The 18,344-nt window shown below is 64.6% G+C and carries 22 protein-coding genes; 12 read left to right on the top strand and 10 right to left on the bottom strand.

Going from position 1 to position 18,344, the window contains the following annotated elements; translation table 11 throughout:
- Window positions 1-43 precede the first annotated feature (43 nt).
- Window positions 44-613, top strand: coding sequence for a DinB family protein (locus I6F33_RS17430; RefSeq protein ID WP_225143481.1), 570 nt, complete (start codon window positions 44-46; stop codon window positions 611-613).
- 1 nt (window position 614) lies between these two features.
- Here I6F33_RS17430 and I6F33_RS17425 read toward each other — a convergent pair whose 3' ends face one another.
- A complete protein-coding gene (locus tag I6F33_RS17425; RefSeq protein WP_036028168.1) occupies window positions 615-1,151 on the bottom strand; it encodes an RNA 2'-phosphotransferase in 537 nt (178 codons plus the stop codon).
- Window positions 1,152-1,278: 127 nt separating this feature from the next.
- On the opposite strand from I6F33_RS17425, the gene I6F33_RS17420 reads away from it, so the two are divergent.
- Together I6F33_RS17420 and I6F33_RS17415 are read left to right on the top strand one after the other, a co-directional pair.
- A complete protein-coding gene (locus I6F33_RS17420; RefSeq protein WP_225143479.1) occupies window positions 1,279-1,548 on the top strand; it encodes a hypothetical protein in 270 nt (89 codons plus the stop codon).
- A 162-nt stretch (window positions 1,549-1,710) separates the two neighbouring features.
- Window positions 1,711-2,358: an HAD-IA family hydrolase gene (locus I6F33_RS17415; RefSeq protein WP_036012680.1), complete on the top strand. Its 648-nt coding sequence runs from the start codon at window positions 1,711-1,713 to the stop codon at window positions 2,356-2,358.
- Between the two features lie 53 nt (window positions 2,359-2,411).
- Here I6F33_RS17415 and I6F33_RS17410 read toward each other — a convergent pair whose 3' ends face one another.
- Entirely contained in the window at window positions 2,412-3,056 is a 645-nt protein-coding gene (locus I6F33_RS17410) for a TetR/AcrR family transcriptional regulator (RefSeq protein WP_036028176.1), read from the bottom strand.
- 105 nt (window positions 3,057-3,161) lie between these two features.
- Here I6F33_RS17410 and I6F33_RS17405 point away from each other — a divergent pair, with 105 nt between their 5' ends.
- Window positions 3,162-4,268, top strand: a complete 1,107-nt coding sequence (locus I6F33_RS17405) for an acetylhydrolase (RefSeq protein ID WP_225143477.1) — start codon at window positions 3,162-3,164, stop codon at window positions 4,266-4,268.
- A gap of 29 nt (window positions 4,269-4,297) precedes the next feature.
- Window positions 4,298-5,113 (top strand): DUF3313 domain-containing protein, encoded by an 816-nt coding sequence (locus I6F33_RS17400; RefSeq protein ID WP_346657208.1) that lies wholly within the window; start codon window positions 4,298-4,300, stop codon window positions 5,111-5,113.
- A gap of 63 nt (window positions 5,114-5,176) precedes the next feature.
- Here I6F33_RS17400 and I6F33_RS17395 read toward each other — a convergent pair whose 3' ends face one another.
- The 6 genes from I6F33_RS17395 to I6F33_RS17370 form a co-directional block, all read right to left on the bottom strand.
- On the bottom strand, window positions 5,177-6,130 hold the full coding sequence (locus I6F33_RS17395; protein WP_109143677.1) for a cytochrome D1 domain-containing protein: 954 nt from the start codon (window positions 6,128-6,130) through the stop codon (window positions 5,177-5,179).
- A 2-nt stretch (window positions 6,131-6,132) separates the two neighbouring features.
- Window positions 6,133-6,696, bottom strand: a complete 564-nt coding sequence (locus I6F33_RS17390) for an SRPBCC family protein (protein ID WP_225143472.1) — start codon at window positions 6,694-6,696, stop codon at window positions 6,133-6,135.
- Between the two features lie 1,027 nt (window positions 6,697-7,723).
- Window positions 7,724-8,491 carry an AAA family ATPase gene (locus I6F33_RS17385; protein ID WP_225143470.1) on the bottom strand — a complete coding sequence of 256 codons (768 nt, stop codon included), beginning with the start codon at window positions 8,489-8,491 and terminating at the stop codon, window positions 7,724-7,726.
- Window positions 8,492-8,587: 96 nt separating this feature from the next.
- Window positions 8,588-9,448: a DUF296 domain-containing protein gene (locus I6F33_RS17380; RefSeq protein WP_225143469.1), complete on the bottom strand. Its 861-nt coding sequence runs from the start codon at window positions 9,446-9,448 to the stop codon at window positions 8,588-8,590.
- A gap of 9 nt (window positions 9,449-9,457) precedes the next feature.
- The gene (locus I6F33_RS17375) at window positions 9,458-11,059 is read right to left on the bottom strand and encodes an acyl-CoA synthetase (RefSeq protein WP_036012717.1); all 1,602 of its coding nucleotides are present in this window, start codon (window positions 11,057-11,059) and stop codon (window positions 9,458-9,460) included.
- 105 nt (window positions 11,060-11,164) lie between these two features.
- Window positions 11,165-11,659 carry a hypothetical protein gene (locus tag I6F33_RS17370; RefSeq protein ID WP_225143467.1) on the bottom strand — a complete coding sequence of 165 codons (495 nt, stop codon included), beginning with the start codon at window positions 11,657-11,659 and terminating at the stop codon, window positions 11,165-11,167.
- A gap of 94 nt (window positions 11,660-11,753) precedes the next feature.
- Here I6F33_RS17370 and I6F33_RS17365 point away from each other — a divergent pair, with 94 nt between their 5' ends.
- Together I6F33_RS17365 and I6F33_RS17360 are read left to right on the top strand one after the other, a co-directional pair.
- Window positions 11,754-12,113 carry a hypothetical protein gene (locus I6F33_RS17365; RefSeq protein WP_109143671.1) on the top strand — a complete coding sequence of 120 codons (360 nt, stop codon included), beginning with the start codon at window positions 11,754-11,756 and terminating at the stop codon, window positions 12,111-12,113.
- Window positions 12,114-12,196: 83 nt separating this feature from the next.
- The gene (locus I6F33_RS17360; protein WP_036028195.1) at window positions 12,197-12,472 is read left to right on the top strand and encodes a GNAT family N-acetyltransferase; all 276 of its coding nucleotides are present in this window, start codon (window positions 12,197-12,199) and stop codon (window positions 12,470-12,472) included.
- A 48-nt stretch (window positions 12,473-12,520) separates the two neighbouring features.
- Here the strand turns inward: I6F33_RS17360 and I6F33_RS17355 are convergent, their stop codons facing one another.
- Window positions 12,521-12,961, bottom strand: a complete 441-nt coding sequence (locus tag I6F33_RS17355) for an SPW repeat protein (protein WP_346657207.1) — start codon at window positions 12,959-12,961, stop codon at window positions 12,521-12,523.
- A gap of 276 nt (window positions 12,962-13,237) precedes the next feature.
- Between I6F33_RS17355 and I6F33_RS17350 the strand changes: the two genes are divergently transcribed.
- Window positions 13,238-13,513, top strand: coding sequence for a GNAT family N-acetyltransferase (locus tag I6F33_RS17350; protein ID WP_036044205.1), 276 nt, complete (start codon window positions 13,238-13,240; stop codon window positions 13,511-13,513).
- A 54-nt stretch (window positions 13,514-13,567) separates the two neighbouring features.
- Here I6F33_RS17350 and I6F33_RS17345 read toward each other — a convergent pair whose 3' ends face one another.
- Window positions 13,568-13,966 (bottom strand): DUF3597 domain-containing protein, encoded by a 399-nt coding sequence (locus tag I6F33_RS17345; protein ID WP_225143465.1) that lies wholly within the window; start codon window positions 13,964-13,966, stop codon window positions 13,568-13,570.
- 339 nt (window positions 13,967-14,305) lie between these two features.
- Here I6F33_RS17345 and I6F33_RS17340 point away from each other — a divergent pair, with 339 nt between their 5' ends.
- From I6F33_RS17340 to trmFO, 4 genes are all read left to right on the top strand, one after another.
- The gene (locus I6F33_RS17340; protein ID WP_225112474.1) at window positions 14,306-15,214 is read left to right on the top strand and encodes a DUF2189 domain-containing protein; all 909 of its coding nucleotides are present in this window, start codon (window positions 14,306-14,308) and stop codon (window positions 15,212-15,214) included.
- Between the two features lie 119 nt (window positions 15,215-15,333).
- Window positions 15,334-16,158: a lytic murein transglycosylase gene (locus I6F33_RS17335; RefSeq protein ID WP_036012731.1), complete on the top strand. Its 825-nt coding sequence runs from the start codon at window positions 15,334-15,336 to the stop codon at window positions 16,156-16,158.
- Between the two features lie 479 nt (window positions 16,159-16,637).
- Complete coding sequence (locus I6F33_RS17330; protein WP_007590701.1) at window positions 16,638-16,790, top strand: DUF1127 domain-containing protein; 153 nt, start codon at window positions 16,638-16,640, stop codon at window positions 16,788-16,790.
- A 125-nt stretch (window positions 16,791-16,915) separates the two neighbouring features.
- Complete coding sequence (trmFO, locus tag I6F33_RS17325) at window positions 16,916-18,343, top strand: methylenetetrahydrofolate--tRNA-(uracil(54)-C(5))-methyltransferase (FADH(2)-oxidizing) TrmFO (RefSeq protein WP_225143464.1); 1,428 nt, start codon at window positions 16,916-16,918, stop codon at window positions 18,341-18,343.
- Window position 18,344: the final 1 nt, after the last annotated feature.

The following is an 18,344-nucleotide window of genomic DNA, read 5'->3' as shown; positions in this document are numbered from 1 at the left end:
AGCGGAGCGTAATCAGCCACTATTCGATCGGGAAAGAACCGACATGTCCGCTGGACTCGTACAAACCTACCGCGCCTTCGCCCACAACAACGCTTGGGCGAACCATCGCCTGCTCGCCGCCTGCGCTGCGCTATCCCAGTCTGAATTCGAAGCCCCCCGCACCGGCTTCTTTCCAAGCCTGCAGCGTACGCTGAACCACATCTACATCATCGACTTCTTCTACATCGATGCGCTTGAAGGGGGCTGGCTCGGACCGGCAGCCTGGAAGAACGAGGTGCCGTACCCCTCGTTAGCCGAGCTCAAAGCTGCCCAGGCCGCAATGGACAACCGCCTGATTGCGATCTGCGATGCGCTGACAACTGAACGGCTCGACGCCTTCGTCCGGATCAACCGCGATACGAGCGTTCAAACCGAGCGCTGCGACCGGCTGCTCATGCATCTCTTCCAGCATCAAATTCATCATCGCGGACAGGCGCATGCCATGCTGTGCGAAACGGATGTCGCGCCCCCGCAGCTCGACGAGTTCTTCGCGGAAGGCGAAGCGCCGCTGCGAGCCGCCGAATTCGCCGAACTCGGCTGGACCGAGGAGACCGTTTGGAAATCCAGGACGTAAGCTACGCCAGGAACTCCGGCGGCACATGGTCGGTCAGCCACACACCGTTCTCTGCGCGAAAAAACTTGAATCCCTTGGCATGCATGCTGCCGGCATCGACCTTGAAGATGTGCGGCTTGCCGTGGCGCTGACCGACACGCTGCGCAGTTGCCTCGTCGGAGGACAGATGCACCTGCTGGCGCGCCTGCGGCTTCAGGCCCTCGGACAGGATCGCCTCGACAAACCGTGTCGCCGTGCCATGATACAGGATCGACGGCGGCTCCTGCGGCGCCAAGCCAAGTTCAACCGAGACGGAATGTCCTTGCGCGGCGCGAATGCGATCAGTTCCAGGGGATAGCGAGAAACGCTTCTTGTCGCTCTCTGCGACGACGCGCAGCAGATCGTCGCGGCCAAACTTTGTGCCGGCGGCATTTGCCTTGGCGATCAGGTCGTCGATGCTGGCCCACCCGTGCGAATCCAGCACCAACCCGATCGTTTCCGGCTGGTGGCGCAGGACCAGGCTCAGAAATTTGCTGAGCTGGGTGTCATTGATCGGCATGGTTACCCTTCCAGTCCCGCATCACTACACTCAAGTAGTTGGCAAGGCCAGATGATCGATCTGGAGGGAGCAATGAGCCAGTCGAACCTATACGCTATTTCGGAACGCGATCCTCGCCGAGCAACAGGTGACTTGCGTCTACGAGGGTCGCCGTCGCGAGCTCTGTCCGAATATCATCGGCGCCGACAAGTCCGGTGACGAAGCCGTGCTGGCCTGGCAGTTTGCAGGCGAAAGCAGCAGGCCGCTGCCGCAATGGCGCTGCCTGAAGCTGGCCAATGTCAGTGGCGCCCGGGCGCGGGATGGCCGCCGGCATGAAGGCGGCTCGCATAGGAGCACCCAGACCTGCGTGGCGAAGATCGAGCTCGACATCAATGTCGATGTTCGTAAGTTGCGGTGAGGGAGCTACAGGGGTCGAGATCGGAATCGAACCTCGTCGATCACGACGTAACGGCCGATCGCAGGGTTGATTTCGATCCGCTCGTGTCGCATGGCTGTCCTCGAACTCCACGAATATTAGCAGGCGACCTCACGCTTGTCAGCGAGCTCAAAATCCGGCCTCATGCCCTATTCCCTCGCCATATTCGATCTCGACGGTACCCTCGCCGACAGCTTCCCGTGGTTCCTGCGCACCATCAACGACGTCGCGGACCGCTTCGGCTTTCGCCGCGTAAAGGACGAGGATGTCGAGGAGCTGCGCCACGCCTCGTCGCGCGAGATCCTCGCCAAGCTCGAAGTGCCCATGTGGAAGCTGCCGGCGATCGCGCGGCATGCGCGGCGTCTGAAGGCGGAGGCGGCTTCCGAGATTTCGCTGTTCGCAGACGTCGAGACGATGCTGCGAACGCTGGCCGAGAACGGCGTGCAGCTGGCGCTGGTGACGTCCGACAGCGAGGCCAATGCGCGCGAGAAGCTCGGGGACGCCGCAGCGCTGTTCTCGCATTTCGACTGCGCAGCGTCGCTGTTCGGCAAGGCCGCGAAATTCCGCCGGGTCATCCGCCGCGCCGGCGTCGCGCCTAGCAGGGTGATCTCGATCGGCGACGAGGTCCGCGACATCGACGCGGCGCGGGCGGTCGGGATCGCCTGCGGCGCGGTGTGCTGGGGCTATGCGGCACCGGCGGCGCTAACGGCGCTTCGGCCCGACCATGTGTTCGAGCACATCCGTGACATCGCGCCGGCGCTGATCGGCGTCACAGCTCCGATGCGGGCTTAACACCACCGCGCGGCCGTATTGCTTTTCCATCGAGAGCCCGGGCCGGCCCTCACTCACTCGCCGGATCGACCGGCAGCCTTGCGCGAGGCTCCCGCTCCGATCTCCCGGTTCAGGCACGCAAAAGCCTCTTTCACGTAGACGGCCAAGGGCCGCTTGCCCTGGTCGCGATTCCAACTGTCCATCGCAAGCCGCAAGGCTCCGACCGACATCATGGCGACCACGCGCAGCGCAGCCTGCCGATGCGGCTGCGGCCACATCTGGGACAGCGCCGCGAACACAGCAGCTTCCTTCTCGACGTATTTCGCCTGCTGCCGGATGCGAAGCGACTCGTTCGCGGACATCAGGCGCTCGATCACTTTTGTTTGCTTGTAATCGACCGGGAAGCGGGCTGTCAGCTCCAGCAGGCCGTTCCTTGCGGCATCGAGCGGCGACTGCTTGGTCGTTTGCTCGAGCACGGCGGCACGCAAGGTCTCGCTGAAACCACCATCCTGCCACGCCAGGAGGATCTCTTCCTTGGACTTGAAGTAGTAGAAGAACGTCCGCCGCGAGATCCCCGCCGCCTCCGCGATCGCGTCGAGCGTGGTGGCATCATAGCCCCTGGTCAGAAACAGTTTAAGGCCCTGCTCGGCGATACGATGCAGCGTTTCGCGCCGCTTCCGCTCGCGCAGGCCTTCCTCCTTCCGGGATGAACTTTTCATGACCTGTTTTGCCATGAAATCGACCAGTTTGCAAAATTACACTAAGTGCAATACGTCGATTACACTCGGTGCGACTTCATACAAGGTGCCTTGATGGTGAACGGGTTGAGCGACACTTCCTCTCAGCATGTGCGATCCGCGCACGCGAATGGCGCGGACGGTGCGAGCGGAGCGACAAGCCTGACCCGACGGCGGTTCGGTGCCGCGCTGCTGGCGGTCGCCGTCACGGCCACGCTCGCCGCGCCTCCAGCCCGGGCGCAGTCCGCGCCCCCCGCGGTCGTCGACTTCGACTGGGTCGATCCGGCGCGTTCGCGGCCCGTTCCGGCGCGCCTGCACTGGCCGGCGGATGTTGCGCCGGGATCGCGCGTGCCGCTCATCGTGTTCTCCCATGGGCTCGGCGGCTCTCGCCGGGGCTACAGCTATCTGGGGCGATATTGGTCGGCCCGCGGCGTCGCCAGCCTGCATGTTCAGCATGCGGGCAGCGATTCCTCGCTCTGGGCGGGCAATCCCCTCGCCGTCGTGGACCGCCTGCAGCGTGCCGCTCACGAGAGCGAGGCGCTGGCGCGAGCCCTGGATCTGCGCTTTGCCCTGGATCGCATGCTGTCGAGTCCCCATGGTGCCCACCTAGACCGCCGGCGCATCATGGCGGCGGGGCATTCCTATGGGGCGAACACGGCGCTTGTTGCGGTTGGCGCCCGCGTGATGCGCGACGGCAAGTGGGTCGAGGCGCGCGACCCGCGCTTTGCCGCCGCCATCGTCATTTCGGCCCCTCCATTCTATGGCGAACCCGATCTTGCCTCGGTGTTGAGCAGGATCACCGTTCCAACCCTGCACGTGACGGCGACGAAGGACGTCATCCAGATCCCCGGATATTACTCACCCGCTGCCGACCGGCTGGAGGTCTTCAACGCCATTGCCACACCGCGCAAGCTGCTTGCCGTGTTCGAAGGCGGCTCGCACAGCATCTTCACCGATCGCTCGTTCACCGGTGGTCCGGCGCTCAACCCGAAGGTGAAGCTCGCGACGGCCGAGCTCACCCTGGCCTTTCTCGACCTGGTTTTCGATGGCAACGGTGCCACGCTGGCGCGCTGGAACGTGACCTGGCAGCCCATGCTCGCCTCGGCGCCGGGCGCCGCACCTTCTCCCCTGCCCGTCGCGCAGTCCCGGCGCGTGGCCCAGGGAGTGGCGACCGGTCTCGTTCCCTCGCCATGAGGTGGCTCGCAGTTGCGGTCTTGAGCTCGATGGCCGCCGGTTGCGCGGCGGCTCCGCTGGAACGAGCGGGGTCGCTGGCCTCCTACGACGATCTCACGCCGTCCGATGGTCTCTTGACCAAGTCGCAGCTCCGGATCAGCAAGGCTGATGTTCTCGCCGCGAAGACCGCTCGCATCGAGCCGACCGCGTTCACGGCGACCGCAGCCAGCCAGCCGTTCACGCCGCAGCAGCGCAGGCTGATCAAGAACGCAATCAACAGAGCGATGTGTCTTGCGCTCAGCGAGCGCTTCCGGATCGTAGCTCCCACGGAGGCTGCGGACTTGAATGTTCGCGCCGTCATCACACAGATTGCGCCGACCGATGCGGCGGCAGCCGGCGTCTCCAAGGTCGCGAGCGTCGTGCCGTCCATCGTCTCTCCCGGCGTGCCCATTCCGGTGCCGCGCCTTCCGATCGGACTGGGGAGCCTGTCCGTCGAGGCCGAGGCCCGCGACCGCAGCGGCAATCAGCAAGCGGCCATGATCTGGGCGCGCGGAGCGAACTCCTTCACCAGCGCTCCGCGTGTATCGAGCGATGGCGACGCCTATGATCTGGCCGAGGCTTTCGGAAGCGATTTCGGGAGGTTTCTCGTTGCCGCGGAGAGCCCGTTCGGGAAGGTCCCCGCGCCGCCTTCCGTCGACAGATTGAGCGCCTCTCTCGGTGGTGCGCCCAAGGAAGCGATCTGCGAAACATTCGGCCGGGCGCCAGGATTGGCAGGCCTGGCCGGAGAAAGAATCGGGCTGCCGCCGGACTGGACCGACCGAGGCGCGCCGGAGAACACGATCTTGGAAGCGCAGAACGTCAATTGAGCTCTGGCGGAATGGCCGCTTGAATTCGGCCGGCCGGAGCAAGCGGCCTCGGGTTGTGACGAACTACTCCGTCCTGCGCAGGAACGCCCCGAACGCCCTTGGGCCGTCGCCGGTCTTGATCTCGCCGATCACCTTGAGCTCGGCCGCATCGATGATGCTTAGCGTGTTGCTTTCCCAGCAGGCGACAATGACGCGCTTGCCGTCGGCAGTCGCCGCAATGCCTTCGGGATAGTCGCCGACATGGATGCGCTTGACCGGCTTGAGGCTCGCCAGGTCGAACACGCTGACGGTGCCGCCATATTGGTCGGTGACGAAGCCTCGGCCTAGCGTCAGCGCCACCGCATATGGGCGCATGCCGACCGGCACGCGGCCGATCTCGCGGCCTTCCGCGATATCGATCACGGAGACATCGTCGGAGCCGACATTGGCGGTGTAGGCGCGCTTGCCCTCGGCATCGATGGTGACGCCGAACGGGCGGGTGCCGACCTTGATCACGGCCTTGCGTTGGCGCGTTGCCGTTTCCACCACCGAGACGCTGTCGTCGTCGCGGTCCGCCGAGAGCAGCAGCTTGCCGTCGGGCGTCACCGCAAGACCCGACGGCGAGGCGCCGACCGCGATGCTGGCGACAACGCTGCGCGAGGCCGTATCGATCACCCGCACCGCGGCCGCGTACCAATCGGCGACATAGACCGTCTTGCCATCGGGCGCCACGGCAATGCCGAGCGGCCCGCCGCCGACCTCGACGCGGCCGGCGACCTGCCGCGTGGCAGCGTCGACCACCGTCACCGCCTTGGCATCCGGGCTCGTGACATAGGCAAAGCGCCCGTCGGCGCTGACGGCGACGCCGGCCGGCTTGCCGCCGATTGGGATGGTCGCAACGCCGCGCGCGCCAGCGAGATCCACCACCATCAGATCTTCGCTAAGCTGGTTGGTGACGAACGCCTCGTCGGCGCGCGCGCTTCCAAAGCCGGCGTAACAAAGGCTGGCGGCGAGCGCCGCCAGAACCAGCGCCCGCACGATCAGCTGCCGCTCTCGATCTTCTTCTTGAGCGCCTCGAGCGCGGCCTTGTACAGCCCGCTCACGGCCTTGATCGCGGCCTCGTCGCTCAGCTCCGGCGGCGGGTCGTTGTTGGGATAGCCGCGATAGAACGCGCCGGCCCATTCCAGCTTGGCCTTGCCATCAGGCGCGGGCGAGACCGTCAGGGTCGAGGAATAATTGGTCACAGGCAGCACCTTCACGTCGACCTTGGTGATCCGGTACGAATAGCTCTGCATGTCGGGCTCGTATTTGTAGAGCTCCTCCTCGACCGTCCCGCCGCCCGTCAGGGTCAGCTTGCGCGTCGCGCCGATCTCGTTGCCCTTCTCGCCTTCGGTCTTGGTGACCGGCTGAAGCCAGCTCATGTCCTGAAAATGGCCGATCACCGCCCACACCTTGGCGGGGGCCGCGTTGATCTCGATGGATTCCCGCACCTTCTGCCGCGTCGGCCCATGGGCCCAGACCGGCTCGAAGGCGGTCATCAGAGCCATCCCCGCCACCGCCAGCGCCGCCACCCCGGCGATCGCCGGTCCGCTTCTCATCCTCATCTCGTTTCCTCGTTTCTCAATCTGCGCGACTTGGAACGCGCGCTGAGGTCATGCTAGCGCATTTTTGGGCCATGGGGAGACCCGTTCGTGGCACGGCGGTGGCAAAGCCAATGCACACCATTGATTGGGTTGGTCGACGGGCAAAACACCAGACCGGGGTCAACCTGGCCAAGCCTGAATAATTCGCTTTACGCGAATTCGGAATTATCGCATGTTGCGGCCACCTCAACCCGGGCCGAGGGGCGCATCGCGATCGTCACGAACGCGGGATGGGAGGTGGTGGACGCAGGCAGCGTCGCGCGCAAGCGGTTTGCAGGGCGGATCACTCCGTGAGCAGGCGAGGCGCGCACACGACGGGCGCAGTCTGCGTACGGCAAAATCGTGTGGTCCTGGCGCCCGGGGTCTGTGCGCCAAGGCTTGCGGTGACGTTGCGGCCCGACCGGGCCCGCACCGTCAGTCATCCGCAAGGCGACGGGGGCAATAGTGCATCGCTCCCCGGGGAGAGCACGACATAAGCCGTCAACCCACTGCGCAGGGAAGGCCGGATGTTTGGCTTCACCTGTATGCCGCTGTGCAGCTTTTTCAAGCACACGCTTCGCACAGTGGACCGTGGGTGCCCGGCCGGCACCCGGCCTTCCCTGCGCCCTCGGCACTTTCGAGGGTGACGAATGCAGCAAAGCTCGGGCGGACTCTGCCGCGAGGATGTGAAGCCGCGCGTATGCGGGTAGCAATGCGAGATAAATTCGAGCTCTCGTGCCCCGGACGCAGCGCAGCGCACCTTCGGCGGTGCGCTGCAGAGCCGGGGCCCATGCATCCGCGATGCTGCGGCTCCTGGGTCCCGGCTCCGCGCCGCAACGTTCACGCGTTGCAGCTTGACCAGGACACGGGAGTTGGCGCACTGCTGCTCCACACTCCGTCATTGCGAGCGCAGCGAAGCAATCCAGACTGCTGCCGCGGAAAGATTCTGGATTGCTTCGCTGCGCTCGCAACGACGACAGAGAGAGCTGGTGTTAGGGGATTCCCTCACTTACTCCCCCAGCGTTGCCTCCACGAACCCGCGCGGATCGACACAAAACTCACGCATCAACCGGTAATGGTCGGTCTGCTCCACCGTGACAGGCTCGAGGCCGTATTTGCCGAGCCGCAGCAGCCGCGCGTTGGGATAGGCCATGAGCATCGGCGAATGCGTTGCCATGATGACCTGGCAGATGCGGGAGTCTTCCATGCGCCGCAGTAGCTTGAGGAAATCGATCTGGCGCGCCGGCGACAGCGCCGATTCCGGCTCGTCGAAGATGAAGATGCCCTGGCGCTGGCAACGCTCCTCGAAGAAGCGCAGAAAACCTTCGCCATGGGAGTGCGACAAGAAATCGGGACCGACCTGGCCGGCGTCGCGCGCAGCCTTGTCCAGATATCGCGCGACCGAGAAAAAGCTCTCCGCACGAAAGAACCAGCCGTTGGTGATCTTCGGCAGCCAGCTTGCGCGCAGCGCCTTGGAGAGCTGGCCGCCCATCTCCTCGCGCGCTTCGGAATGATCGACCGGCCTGTAGCCCTTGCCGCCGCCGGCATCGTCATAGCCGGCGAGCGCTGCGATGCCTTCGAGGATGGTCGATTTCCCGGTACCGTTCTCTCCAACGATGATCGTGATGGGGCTGTCGAAGCTAAGCTCGAAATCGTCAGGGAAGATGGGCAAGCAGAACGGATAGGCCTCGCGGTCGCGAACCTGCGACGGATCGAGCCATACCCGCTTCAGATACGGCGCTGGCAGGTTGATCGTTCGATTGCCTCTTCGTGCCATGACTTCCCGCCGCTCCTCGCGTCCGCGATGGAACGTAACAGGAACATTTGGAGTGCAAAAGCGCTATCTTGCACCCACTCCCTTACGGCTGGCGAGCTAGTCCCCTGCCTCCAGCACCAGCTCCATCGTCATCAGTACCGGATTGTCGCCACGGATCAGACGCCCCTCCGCAACGCCGCCGGTATAGTCGATCAGGGCGACATCGAGCGCAGCTTCCAGCGCGCCGGAGGCGCCGGGCGCGATTGTCCCTGCCGTAATCGCCAGCTCCGTCGCAAACGGCTCGGTCACGCCGCCATGGCTGAAGCGCGCGCCGATGGTCGATCCGACGCCGCCATGGATCTTCGCGCGGGCGATGCCGTTCGTGCGGCAGAACGCTTCGAGTGCGCCGGCAAAATCCTGGTTCGGGCGCAGGCGGAGCGCGAAGGCGCGGCTCGTCGTGCGCACGCCGGTGCTTGCAGCCGCGACCGGTCCGAACAGCTTGAAGTTGGTCTCCGCATCAGGCTCGGCCGTGAACACCGCACCGTTCAGACCGAAGGCCTCGACCTCGAACGGCTCGGCGACGACGGTCTCGTCCGGCATCATGTGGCCGCCGCTCGTCTTGCCGTCAGCCTCCGTCCACAGTCCGTGGCAATGAAAGAACGGCGCACCGTCGCGCGTGCCGAGCGTCATGCTGCCGAGCCTCAAACGCGTCACGCCGGCGGGCCGGAACGTATCGCTGTAGAACGCCGCATTCTCACCGGTCTTCGACAGCGCCGGCATGACATAGGCGAACGGCCCGAGCGCGCCATGGCGAAAATTCAGCACGCCGCCGGCGAAGCCCTCCGCGGCAAAGCCGCGCCGCGCGGCCTCCAGCAGCGGCAGACCGGCCTGAAGTGTGAACGAGAAAGCGCGTCCCCTCGCCTCCACCCATTGAATGCGTTCGGGAAGCGGCGCGCCCGGCTGCTTGATGCTTCGCATCTGGTGCGCTCAGCTCGCCTTGTCGAGGTCGAGCAGCCCGCGCGCCTCGAGCTCGTCGCGCACCATGCGCTTCGGCACCTTGCCGTAGCCCGATTTCGGCAGCGCGTCCCAGAAGAAGAAGCGCTTCGGCATCTTGTAGCGCGGCACTTTCGGCGACAAGAACGCCGCCATCTCCGCTTCGGTCACCGCCTTCGCGCCTTCTCGGACAACGCAGACGGCGACACCGACCTCGCCCCAGGTCGCGTCGGGCACGCCGAGCACGGCGACCTCGCCGATCCCGGGATGGGTCAGGATCTTCTCCTCGATCTCGCGCGGATAGATATTGGAGCCGCCGGAGATGTACATGTCCGACGCACGTCCTGTGATGTACACAAAACCCTCCTCGTCCATGTGGCCGAGGTCGCCGGTGCGGAACCAGCCATTGCGGAACGCCTTCGCATTGGCTTCGGGGTTGTCGTAATAGCCGGCGAACACGGCAGGCCCGATCACGCAGATCTCACCGCTCTGGTTGGCTTTGAGCTCGCGGCCCTCATCGTCCTGAATCGACACCTGCATGCCGGTGCGCTCGAAGCCGCAGGTGCCGATCCTGGCGTGCGGGCCGTCCTCCGGGTCGTGCAGCGCCGCCGGCAGCACGGTGATGTTGCCGGTGACCTCACCGAGGCCAAAATACTGCACGATCACCTTGCCGAGCTTCTTCAACGCCGCCTTCTGGTCCTCGCGATACATCGGCGCGCCCGCATAGATCACGTAGCGCAGCGAGGAATGGTCGTATTTGCCGGCGGCGGGATGCTCGACCATCATCTTCAGGATGGTCGGCACGGTGAAGAGATTGCTGACGCGATGCGCCTCGATCAGGCGGAACGCCTCGTTGATGTCGAATTTCTCGGTCGGCAGCAGCACGGTGCGCGCGCCGCGCGCGGTCTGCATCAATTGGTGCACGCCGGCGCCGTGCGACAACGGTGCCACCACCAGCGAGGCATCCTGCTCGGTCGTGCCGGGCGTCAGATCGGCGAGATGATTGGTAACGACGAATCCCATCTGGCCGTGGGTGAGCACGGCCGCCTTGGAGCGTCCAGTGGTGCCGGAGGTGAAGAAGAACCAGCAGGGATCGTCATGCTCGACGGCGACATTCTCCACAACGGCGCCCGCGTGCGAGGCGATCGCATCGGCCACCGAGCGCTCGCCGAACGCGGCCTTGCCGTCGACGCTCCAGGTGAACTCCAGCGCACCGTCCTTCACCGCCGCGGCGTGCTCGGGGAAATCGACATGGCACAGGAACGCCTTGGCGCCGGAGGCCTGCGCGAGATAGCTGACCTCATCAGGCATCAGACGGAAATTGGTGGGCACCCAGACCGCGCCGAGCCGAAACGCGGCGAACATCGAGACAAACATCTCATCGCCATTCTTGGCATGGACGAGGATGCGGTCGCCCTTGGCAATGCCCCGCGCGGCGAGCGCCGCGGCCAGGGCGGAGACCTGCGCATCGATCTCGCGCCAGGTCCAGGACTTGTCCCCCCAAACGAAGCCGGGACGCGCGCCATGCCGCCGCGCATTCTGGGTGAGCATATAGGCGAGATTCATGACGCGGCGGGACATGCGCAGGGGCTGCATCGGGCTTCCTCTTGGACGACGGGCGGCACGCAAGCCGTCCGTTCATTGCAGCCCATTTATCGCCAACGCCGTTGCCCCCGCAAGGCCGGCTGCCGCGGACTTGGCCTACTGCTTGAACGCAAAAGGCGTCGCCGTGATGGCCTTGGTCTTCCAGCAGGCTTGCGGACCAAAGCCGCCGCAGAAACTGCCATGCAGATCGAAGCGGATGGTGCGCGTGGCGCCGCGCTTCACCGGCGCTGCCATGATCTTGTAGCGAAGAACGTAGCCGTCGAACACCTCGCGCAGATTGCCGTCCGGCAGCGTCACCAGGATCTTCATAACGCAACCGCCGGTTCCGCAATAGGTCGTCTCGCGATCGCCGCATTTGGTGTCCTGGAAATCGACGATGTAGTCCTCACGACCATCGCCGGTCAGGTCGATCCTGCGCACCGTATCATGCGCGAAGGTCACCTCGCCGCCTTGCTGGCTCTCGCATTCCTCATTGGCAAAGCGCACAGCCTTCTGCACGCCGGGCGGATAATCGGCCGGATTGAACGGCTTTGCGTCGTCGGCACGCGCGCCGGTCACGAGCAAGCTGAGCAGGCGGATCAGATATCGCATTGGTGTTGGTCGCAACCACAAACGATATCGTTCAGGAAATCTTAAACATGATCGACGCAACCTCGCTCAGTTCTCGCGTACAGAGTGCCGCATCATGGTCAAAGCGCCTGCCCTCCTTCTGTTGTCACTGGCGCTCGCCGGATGTGCCGCGACTCCGCAAGCGCATCTGGCATCCGATCTCGCCGTCAAGCCTGCGCGTTATGCCTGGGATGGCGCCGGCGAGGATCCCAACCGGCCCCGCGCCGCCTCGCAGCCGACACGAACCTCCAGCCGCTCCGAGCGCAACAGGTTGCAAGCCGACGCTCAGCCCCATTCGAAGGAACGGTGGCAGGCGCAGGATGGCATCGAGGCCGAACAGGACGCCAGGGTCAGCCGCTCCCTGGTCATCTGCCAGGGCTGCCTCCGCCCGCAGCCACAAGCCGAAGATTCCAGGCTCGCCAAAGCGACCGATTGAACGGAACAGCTTCGGATTGGAAACCCCGGCCGGACCGCGCGTTACGATCTCGTGCGCGAGGCCGGCAGCTGCAAGGCAATGATATGAGCGACGTCATCAACAACAAGGCCCATCACCGCTATGAGCTCGACGTGGAGGGTCATCTTGCGACCGAGCACTACCGGCTCGACGGCGGTGTCATCACCTTCGAGCACACCGACGTGCCGAAGGAGCTTGGCGGCAAGGGCATTGGCTCGAAGCTGGTGCAAGGCGCGCTCGACCAGGTCCGCGCCGACGGATTGAAGCTGATCCCGCAATGCCCGTTCGTGAAGGCGTGGATCGACAAGCACCCGGACTATGCGGATCTCGTGACACGGTGAGTGCACAGGCCCGCCGCTCGTGGCCGGCGGGCCTGCCGTACTTACGGTCTATTGTCCGTGCTTGAGCAAGTCCTGGTCATTCATATCCCAGTCCTGCCATAGCTGGAGAATGCCGAGCAGCACCACCACCGCACCGAGGGTCGTGTGATAGATGCGGAGAAATCCCTCACCGGAATAGCCGATCACGTATGGCGAGGCCATGAGCCACAGTCCGGCCAGGATCGTCATCACCTCCTGCCAGCGCTGCAAGGCGACATATTCGAGCTGGCTGATGCCAAATACGACGAGACCGATCGCAACGGTGTTCAGGATGGCCGTCTGGTGACCGGAGATCGCCTGATCCTGGATCGGGAACCACGGCGAGGCCACGATCAACGCGCCCAGCAGCATCCCACACCAGTCTTCCCACGTTCGATGAGTCTTCAAGAAACCAGAATCCGACATCGTACCCTCCTGCAAAAGAGGCATACGTCTGCGGCTGGCGATCATGACACTCCGAATATCTGGCGACCCTGCCGGCCGCATTCGGGCGTATGTCCTTTCCAGGACGTGGGAACCGAACTCCGGCTTGCAAGAGCGGTATCGGGAATTATTTGCGGAGTCGCGGGACCATGCTCGCCGGGCGCCATGGCCATACCGCAGTGCGGTCAGGGCGGCGCGCATTTGCAGATATCTCATCTGCGCAATCTCCCCCTGGTCTCACCTTGGCAAGGGCCGTGTCAGCCTCCTAGATCAGGAGGCACCTGCAGTTCGGAGGGACCCCGCATGGCGGCTTCGGTACGCGACAACAAGGACAGGAGCCGCTTCGAGCTCGATGTCGGCGACGACATCGCCTTCGCCAATTACCGGCTGACGCCGTCGGCCGTAATCATCACCCACACCGAGACGCCGCGCGCGTTGCGCGGGCGCGGCATCGGCTCCGAGCTGGTCAAGGGCGCGCTCGACCTGATCCGGCGCGACGGCAAGAAGGTGATCGCCGGCTGCGGCTTCGTCGTCGACTATCTCGATCGGCATCCGGAGGATGCGGATCTGGTCGCCTGAATGCAAAAGGGCCCGCGGCGATCGCGGGCCCCTGAGGCACTACCCCAGGTCCGGTCAGTGCTTGATCTCCGGCGGCAGCTTGCCGCCATTAGCGGCGAGCTTGGACATCACCTGCTTGTGCAGCCAGACGTTCATGCTCGCCGAGTCGTTCATGTCGCCGCTGTAGCCCAGCTCCTTGGCGAGATCCTTGCGCGCAGCGAGGCTGGAATCGATGTCGAGCGCCTTCATGAGGTCGACGATGGAGGTACGCCATTCCAGCTTCTCGCCCTTGTGCGCGGCGGCCGCCTTGTCGACGATCGCCGCCACGTCGACCGCAGCCATGGGTGCGGCGGCCGGCGCCGAAGGACTTGCCGACCCTGCGGGGGCGCCCGGCGAAGCGGCGCCACCGGCCAGCGCAGCGGAGGCCGGCTGGCCGCCGAAGATCGCGCTGATGATTTTCCCGAAAATGCTCATGTCTGCTCCCCGAAAAGGAATCCGTTGGAAGGGCCTTGCGTGGCACTTATAGACGAAGTTGGTGCGCCGCGCCCGCGAAGTTGCGCGAACGGACAGCAGCATCAGCTTATCTGCGGCGAAATGACGACAGAATGACGCCGCATTGATTGCGTCGCGGCATCGAAATTTCACCCAAGCGTGAGGGACAGGACTCGGACTTGGGAGTATGCTTGCCGTTCAGCTCGCGATGCCATCCGGAATTCGCGTCTGGTCGGGATCGTGGGATTTCAAGAGAATGGGCGGCCGCTTGCGCCGTTTGCCGGCGCCGGATGCAGCCGCTTGGCAAGGGAGCTAGCGACCATGGCCACACTCTACCAGGGCAATGTCCCCACGATGGCCCAGCCCACGGATGAGGCTGGACCGGTGATCCGAACCATACAATTGTCCGATCTGCACGACGCGCTCAGGCGCGGCTGGGAGGATTTCAAGGCCGTTCCGAGCCACGCCATCATCCTCTGCGTGATCTACCCGGTGCTCGGCCTCGTGCTCGCCCGTGTGGTGATGGGCTATTCGGTGCTGCCGCTGCTGTTTCCGCTCGCCGCGGGCTTCGCGCTGATCGGGCCCTTCGCTGCGCTCGGGCTCTACGAGCTTTCCAGCCGGCGCGAGCGCTATGAACCGGCCAGCGCCTGGGATGCCATGGAGGTGCTGCGATCGCCGTCATTCGGCGCGATGCTCGGCCTCGGTACGTTGCTGCTCGCCCTGTTCGTCACCTGGGTGGCGACCGCGCAGGCGATCTATATCGCGGCGTTCGGCTACGAGGGCGTCACCGGATTCTCGGACTTCATGATGCGCGTGCTGACGACACAGCAAGGCTGGTGGCTGATCGTGGTTGGCTGCGGCACCGGATTCCTGTTCGCGCTCGCCGCGCTCTGTCTCAGTGCCGTGTCGTTCCCCTTGATGCTGGACCGCCATGCCGGTGCGTTCGAGGCGATGAGCACCTCGCTGCGCGTGGTCGCGAAAAACCCGGTGCCGATGGCGGCCTGGGGCCTGATCGTGGCGGTGCTGCTCGCGCTTGGCACGATCCCGGCCTTCCTCGGCCTCGCCGTTGTGGTCCCGCTGCTCGGGCACGCCACGTGGCACCTTTACCGCAAGGTGATCGCGTCCGATCCGGGCGCACGTCCGGTCCCCCCTCCGCCGCATCGGGCGCGCAAGCCGGCCGCCGACTTCCCGGCCAACCTTTTCCCGTGGCGGAATCGGACTGACGTCTGACAATCTCGTGACGTGCGGCCCTGGCCGGTTCGGACAGGGCCGCGCGCCTTGCTTTGGCCGCGGTTACAGCCGAGATTATGCTGCCGGTCAGGTCAATTCACGGAAATCCATTTCATCTGATGACTCCGACGATTTCTCGTCTTGCTCTCGCAGCCTTGGCCGTCTCCGCGTCCCTTCTCTCAGTCCAGCCAGCGCCCGCCGCGGTTGCCTGCGACTCGGGCAATTTCGACGCTTGGCTGGCTGATTTCAAAACCGACGCTGCGGCGAAGGGCATCTCGCAGCAGACCATCACTGCCGGGCTTGCCGGCGTCACACTGGATCAGAGCGTGCTCAACCGCGACCGCTCGCAAAAGGTCTTCACCCAGAGCTTCGAGGAGTTCTCCGGCCGCATGGTGCCGCCACGCTTGGAGCGCGGCTCCAACAGGATGAAGCAATACGGCTCGGTGCTGTCGCGCATCGAGCAGGCTTACGGCGTGCCGGGCGAAGTCCTGGTCGCGATCTGGGGCCTGGAGACCGATTTCGGCGTCAACACCGGCAAGTTTGCAACGATCCGCTCGCTTGCAACGCTCGCTTACGATTGCCGTCGCTCCGAGCAGTTTCGCGCCGAGCTGTTGGATGCGTTGCGCATCGTCCAGCGCGGCGATCTTGCGCCTGCCGACATGAAAGGCGCCTGGGCCGGCGAGCTCGGCCAGACCCAGTTCATGCCGTCATCCTGGATGAAATATGCCATCGACTTCGACGGCAACGGCAAGCGCGATCTTCTGCATAACGTGCCCGACGTGCTCGCCTCCACGGCCAATTATCTGGTCGGCTATGGCTGGCAGAAGGGCAAGGACTGGCAGCCGGGCAGCCCGAACTTTGAGGTGCTCAAGCAGTGGAACAAGAGCGAGGTCTACTCCAAGACCGTGGCCTATTTTGCCGCACAGCTCGCACGCGCCCCTTAGATCTCAGCCCAGCCGAAGCGCGCCGAATCGCCGCTGCCGAACCCTGGCAAGCGGGCCTAGCCTGTAGCGGCGCCAGCGCATCGCTCATGGGCGCATTTTCGGTCTTCAATGGATCTTAAAGTGAATCCATATTCATATAATAGCGTCGCGTCCTATGCGAATCAGGCAGCCATGACTTGAGTCTATAAGCTGCTGGGTTGAACTTGCTGGCCGCTTATAGGCAACCTATTTCCGCGATGACCCAGATCAATCTTTGACATAAACCCGTTATTTCACGGGCACTTATCGCCGGCACCGGACGACCTTGGCCAAGCTCTGGGCGGGAGCGCCTTCCGGTTAATCATCCGTTACGTACGCCATGCGCATAGCGCTTAGCTGCATCGCAACATCGGAACTTTCGCACTGCACCACTCTCATCTATATTCATTTCAACGATGAGGCCTCAAGCAAAGGCTGAATCGAACTACAGGAGACTACCAATGCTGCTCTCGCTCATCCGCATGATCCAGGCCTTCCGGGACTATCAGCGCAATGTTGCCGAGCTGTCCCAGCTCAGCGATCGCGAATTGGCCGATATCGGCCTCGATCGCTCGGACATCCCGCGCGTTGCCGCCGGTCAGTATCAGGGCTGATATCTTCAGCCCTTCACTAGAACGGACCGATAGCGCCCGCCTCGTGCGGGCGTTGTCGCATCTGGTGGCAGAAAACTCGATCTCGGCGATTCCACTCTCCGCCGAAAAGCGCTACCTGTCCGCCCATGACAGGACCCCAATCCAACCTCGTCCACGTGATCGGTGCCGGCCTCGCCGGTTCGGAAGCTGCCTGGCAGATTGCGAAATCCGGCGTGCCCGTGGTGCTGCACGAGATGCGGCCGACCCGCATGACCGAGGCGCACCGCACCGACGGACTTGCCGAGCTCGTCTGCTCCAACTCGTTCCGCTCGGATGATGCCGCCAACAACGCCGTCGGCCTGCTGCATGCGGAGATGCGCCGCCTCGGCTCGCTGATCATGCGCGCGGCCGACGCCAACCAGGTGCCCGCCGGCGGCGCACTCGCGGTCGATCGCGACGGCTTCTCGGCGGCCGTCACCAAGGCGCTGAACGATCATCCCCTGATCGAGATCGCGCGCGGCGAGATCGCGGGCCTGCCGCCGGCCGCGTGGAGCAACGTCATCGTCGCCACCGGCCCCCTCACCTCCGCGCCGCTGGCCGACGCCATCCGCGAGCTGACCGACGAGAACGCCCTCGCCTTCTTCGACGCCATCGCGCCGATCGTGCACCGCGAATCCATCGACATGTCGGTGGCCTGGTTCCAATCGCGCTACGACAAGGTCGGCCCCGGCGGCAACGGTGCCGACTACATCAACTGCCCCATGACCAAGGAGCAGTATGAGGGCTTCGTCGCCGCGCTGATCGCCGGCGAGAAGACCGAGTTCAAGGAATGGGAGACCAACACGCCCTATTTCGACGGCTGCCTGCCGATCGAGGTGATGGCTGAACGTGGCCCCGAGACGCTGCGCCATGGTCCCATGAAGCCGGTCGGCCTCACCAACCCGCACGATCCCACCACGAAACCGTACGCGATCGTGCAACTGCGCCAGGACAACAAGCTCGGCACGCTCTACAACATCGTCGGCTTCCAGACCAAGCTGAAGTATGGCGAGCAGCAGCGCATCTTCCGCACCATTCCGGGGTTGGAGAACGCCGAATTCGCCCGCCTCGGCGGCCTGCATCGCAACACCTTCCTGAACTCGCCGAAGCTGCTCGACGGCCAGCTGCGGCTGCGCGCACAGACGCGGCTGCGCTTCGCCGGCCAGATGACGGGCTGCGAAGGCTATGTGGAATCCGCCAGCGTCGGCTTGATCGCGGGTCTCTATGCAGCCGCGGAAGCGCGCGGCGAGACGCTTGTCAGCCCGCCGGCTACGACCGCACTGGGATCGCTGCTCGGTCACATCACCGGCGGCCATATCGAGACCATCGAGCCGGGCACGCGCTCGTTCCAGCCGATGAACATCAATTTCGGCCTGTTTCCACCGCTCACGAGCGTGCCAACGAAGAAGCCCGACGGCACGCGGCTGCGCGGCAACGAGAAGACGGTGGCCAAGAAGCAGGCGCTGAGCGCACGGGCGCTCGCCGATCTCGATCGCTGGATCGCCGATCACCTGCGCATTGCCGCCGCCGCGTGAG

It is taken from the genome of Bradyrhizobium sp. BRP20 (assembly GCF_020194215.1).
GTDB lineage: Bacteria > Pseudomonadota > Alphaproteobacteria > Rhizobiales > Xanthobacteraceae > Bradyrhizobium > Bradyrhizobium yuanmingense.
The sequence above is the reverse complement of the archived record's forward strand: the minus strand, read 5'-3'. Positions and strand labels throughout refer to the sequence as shown.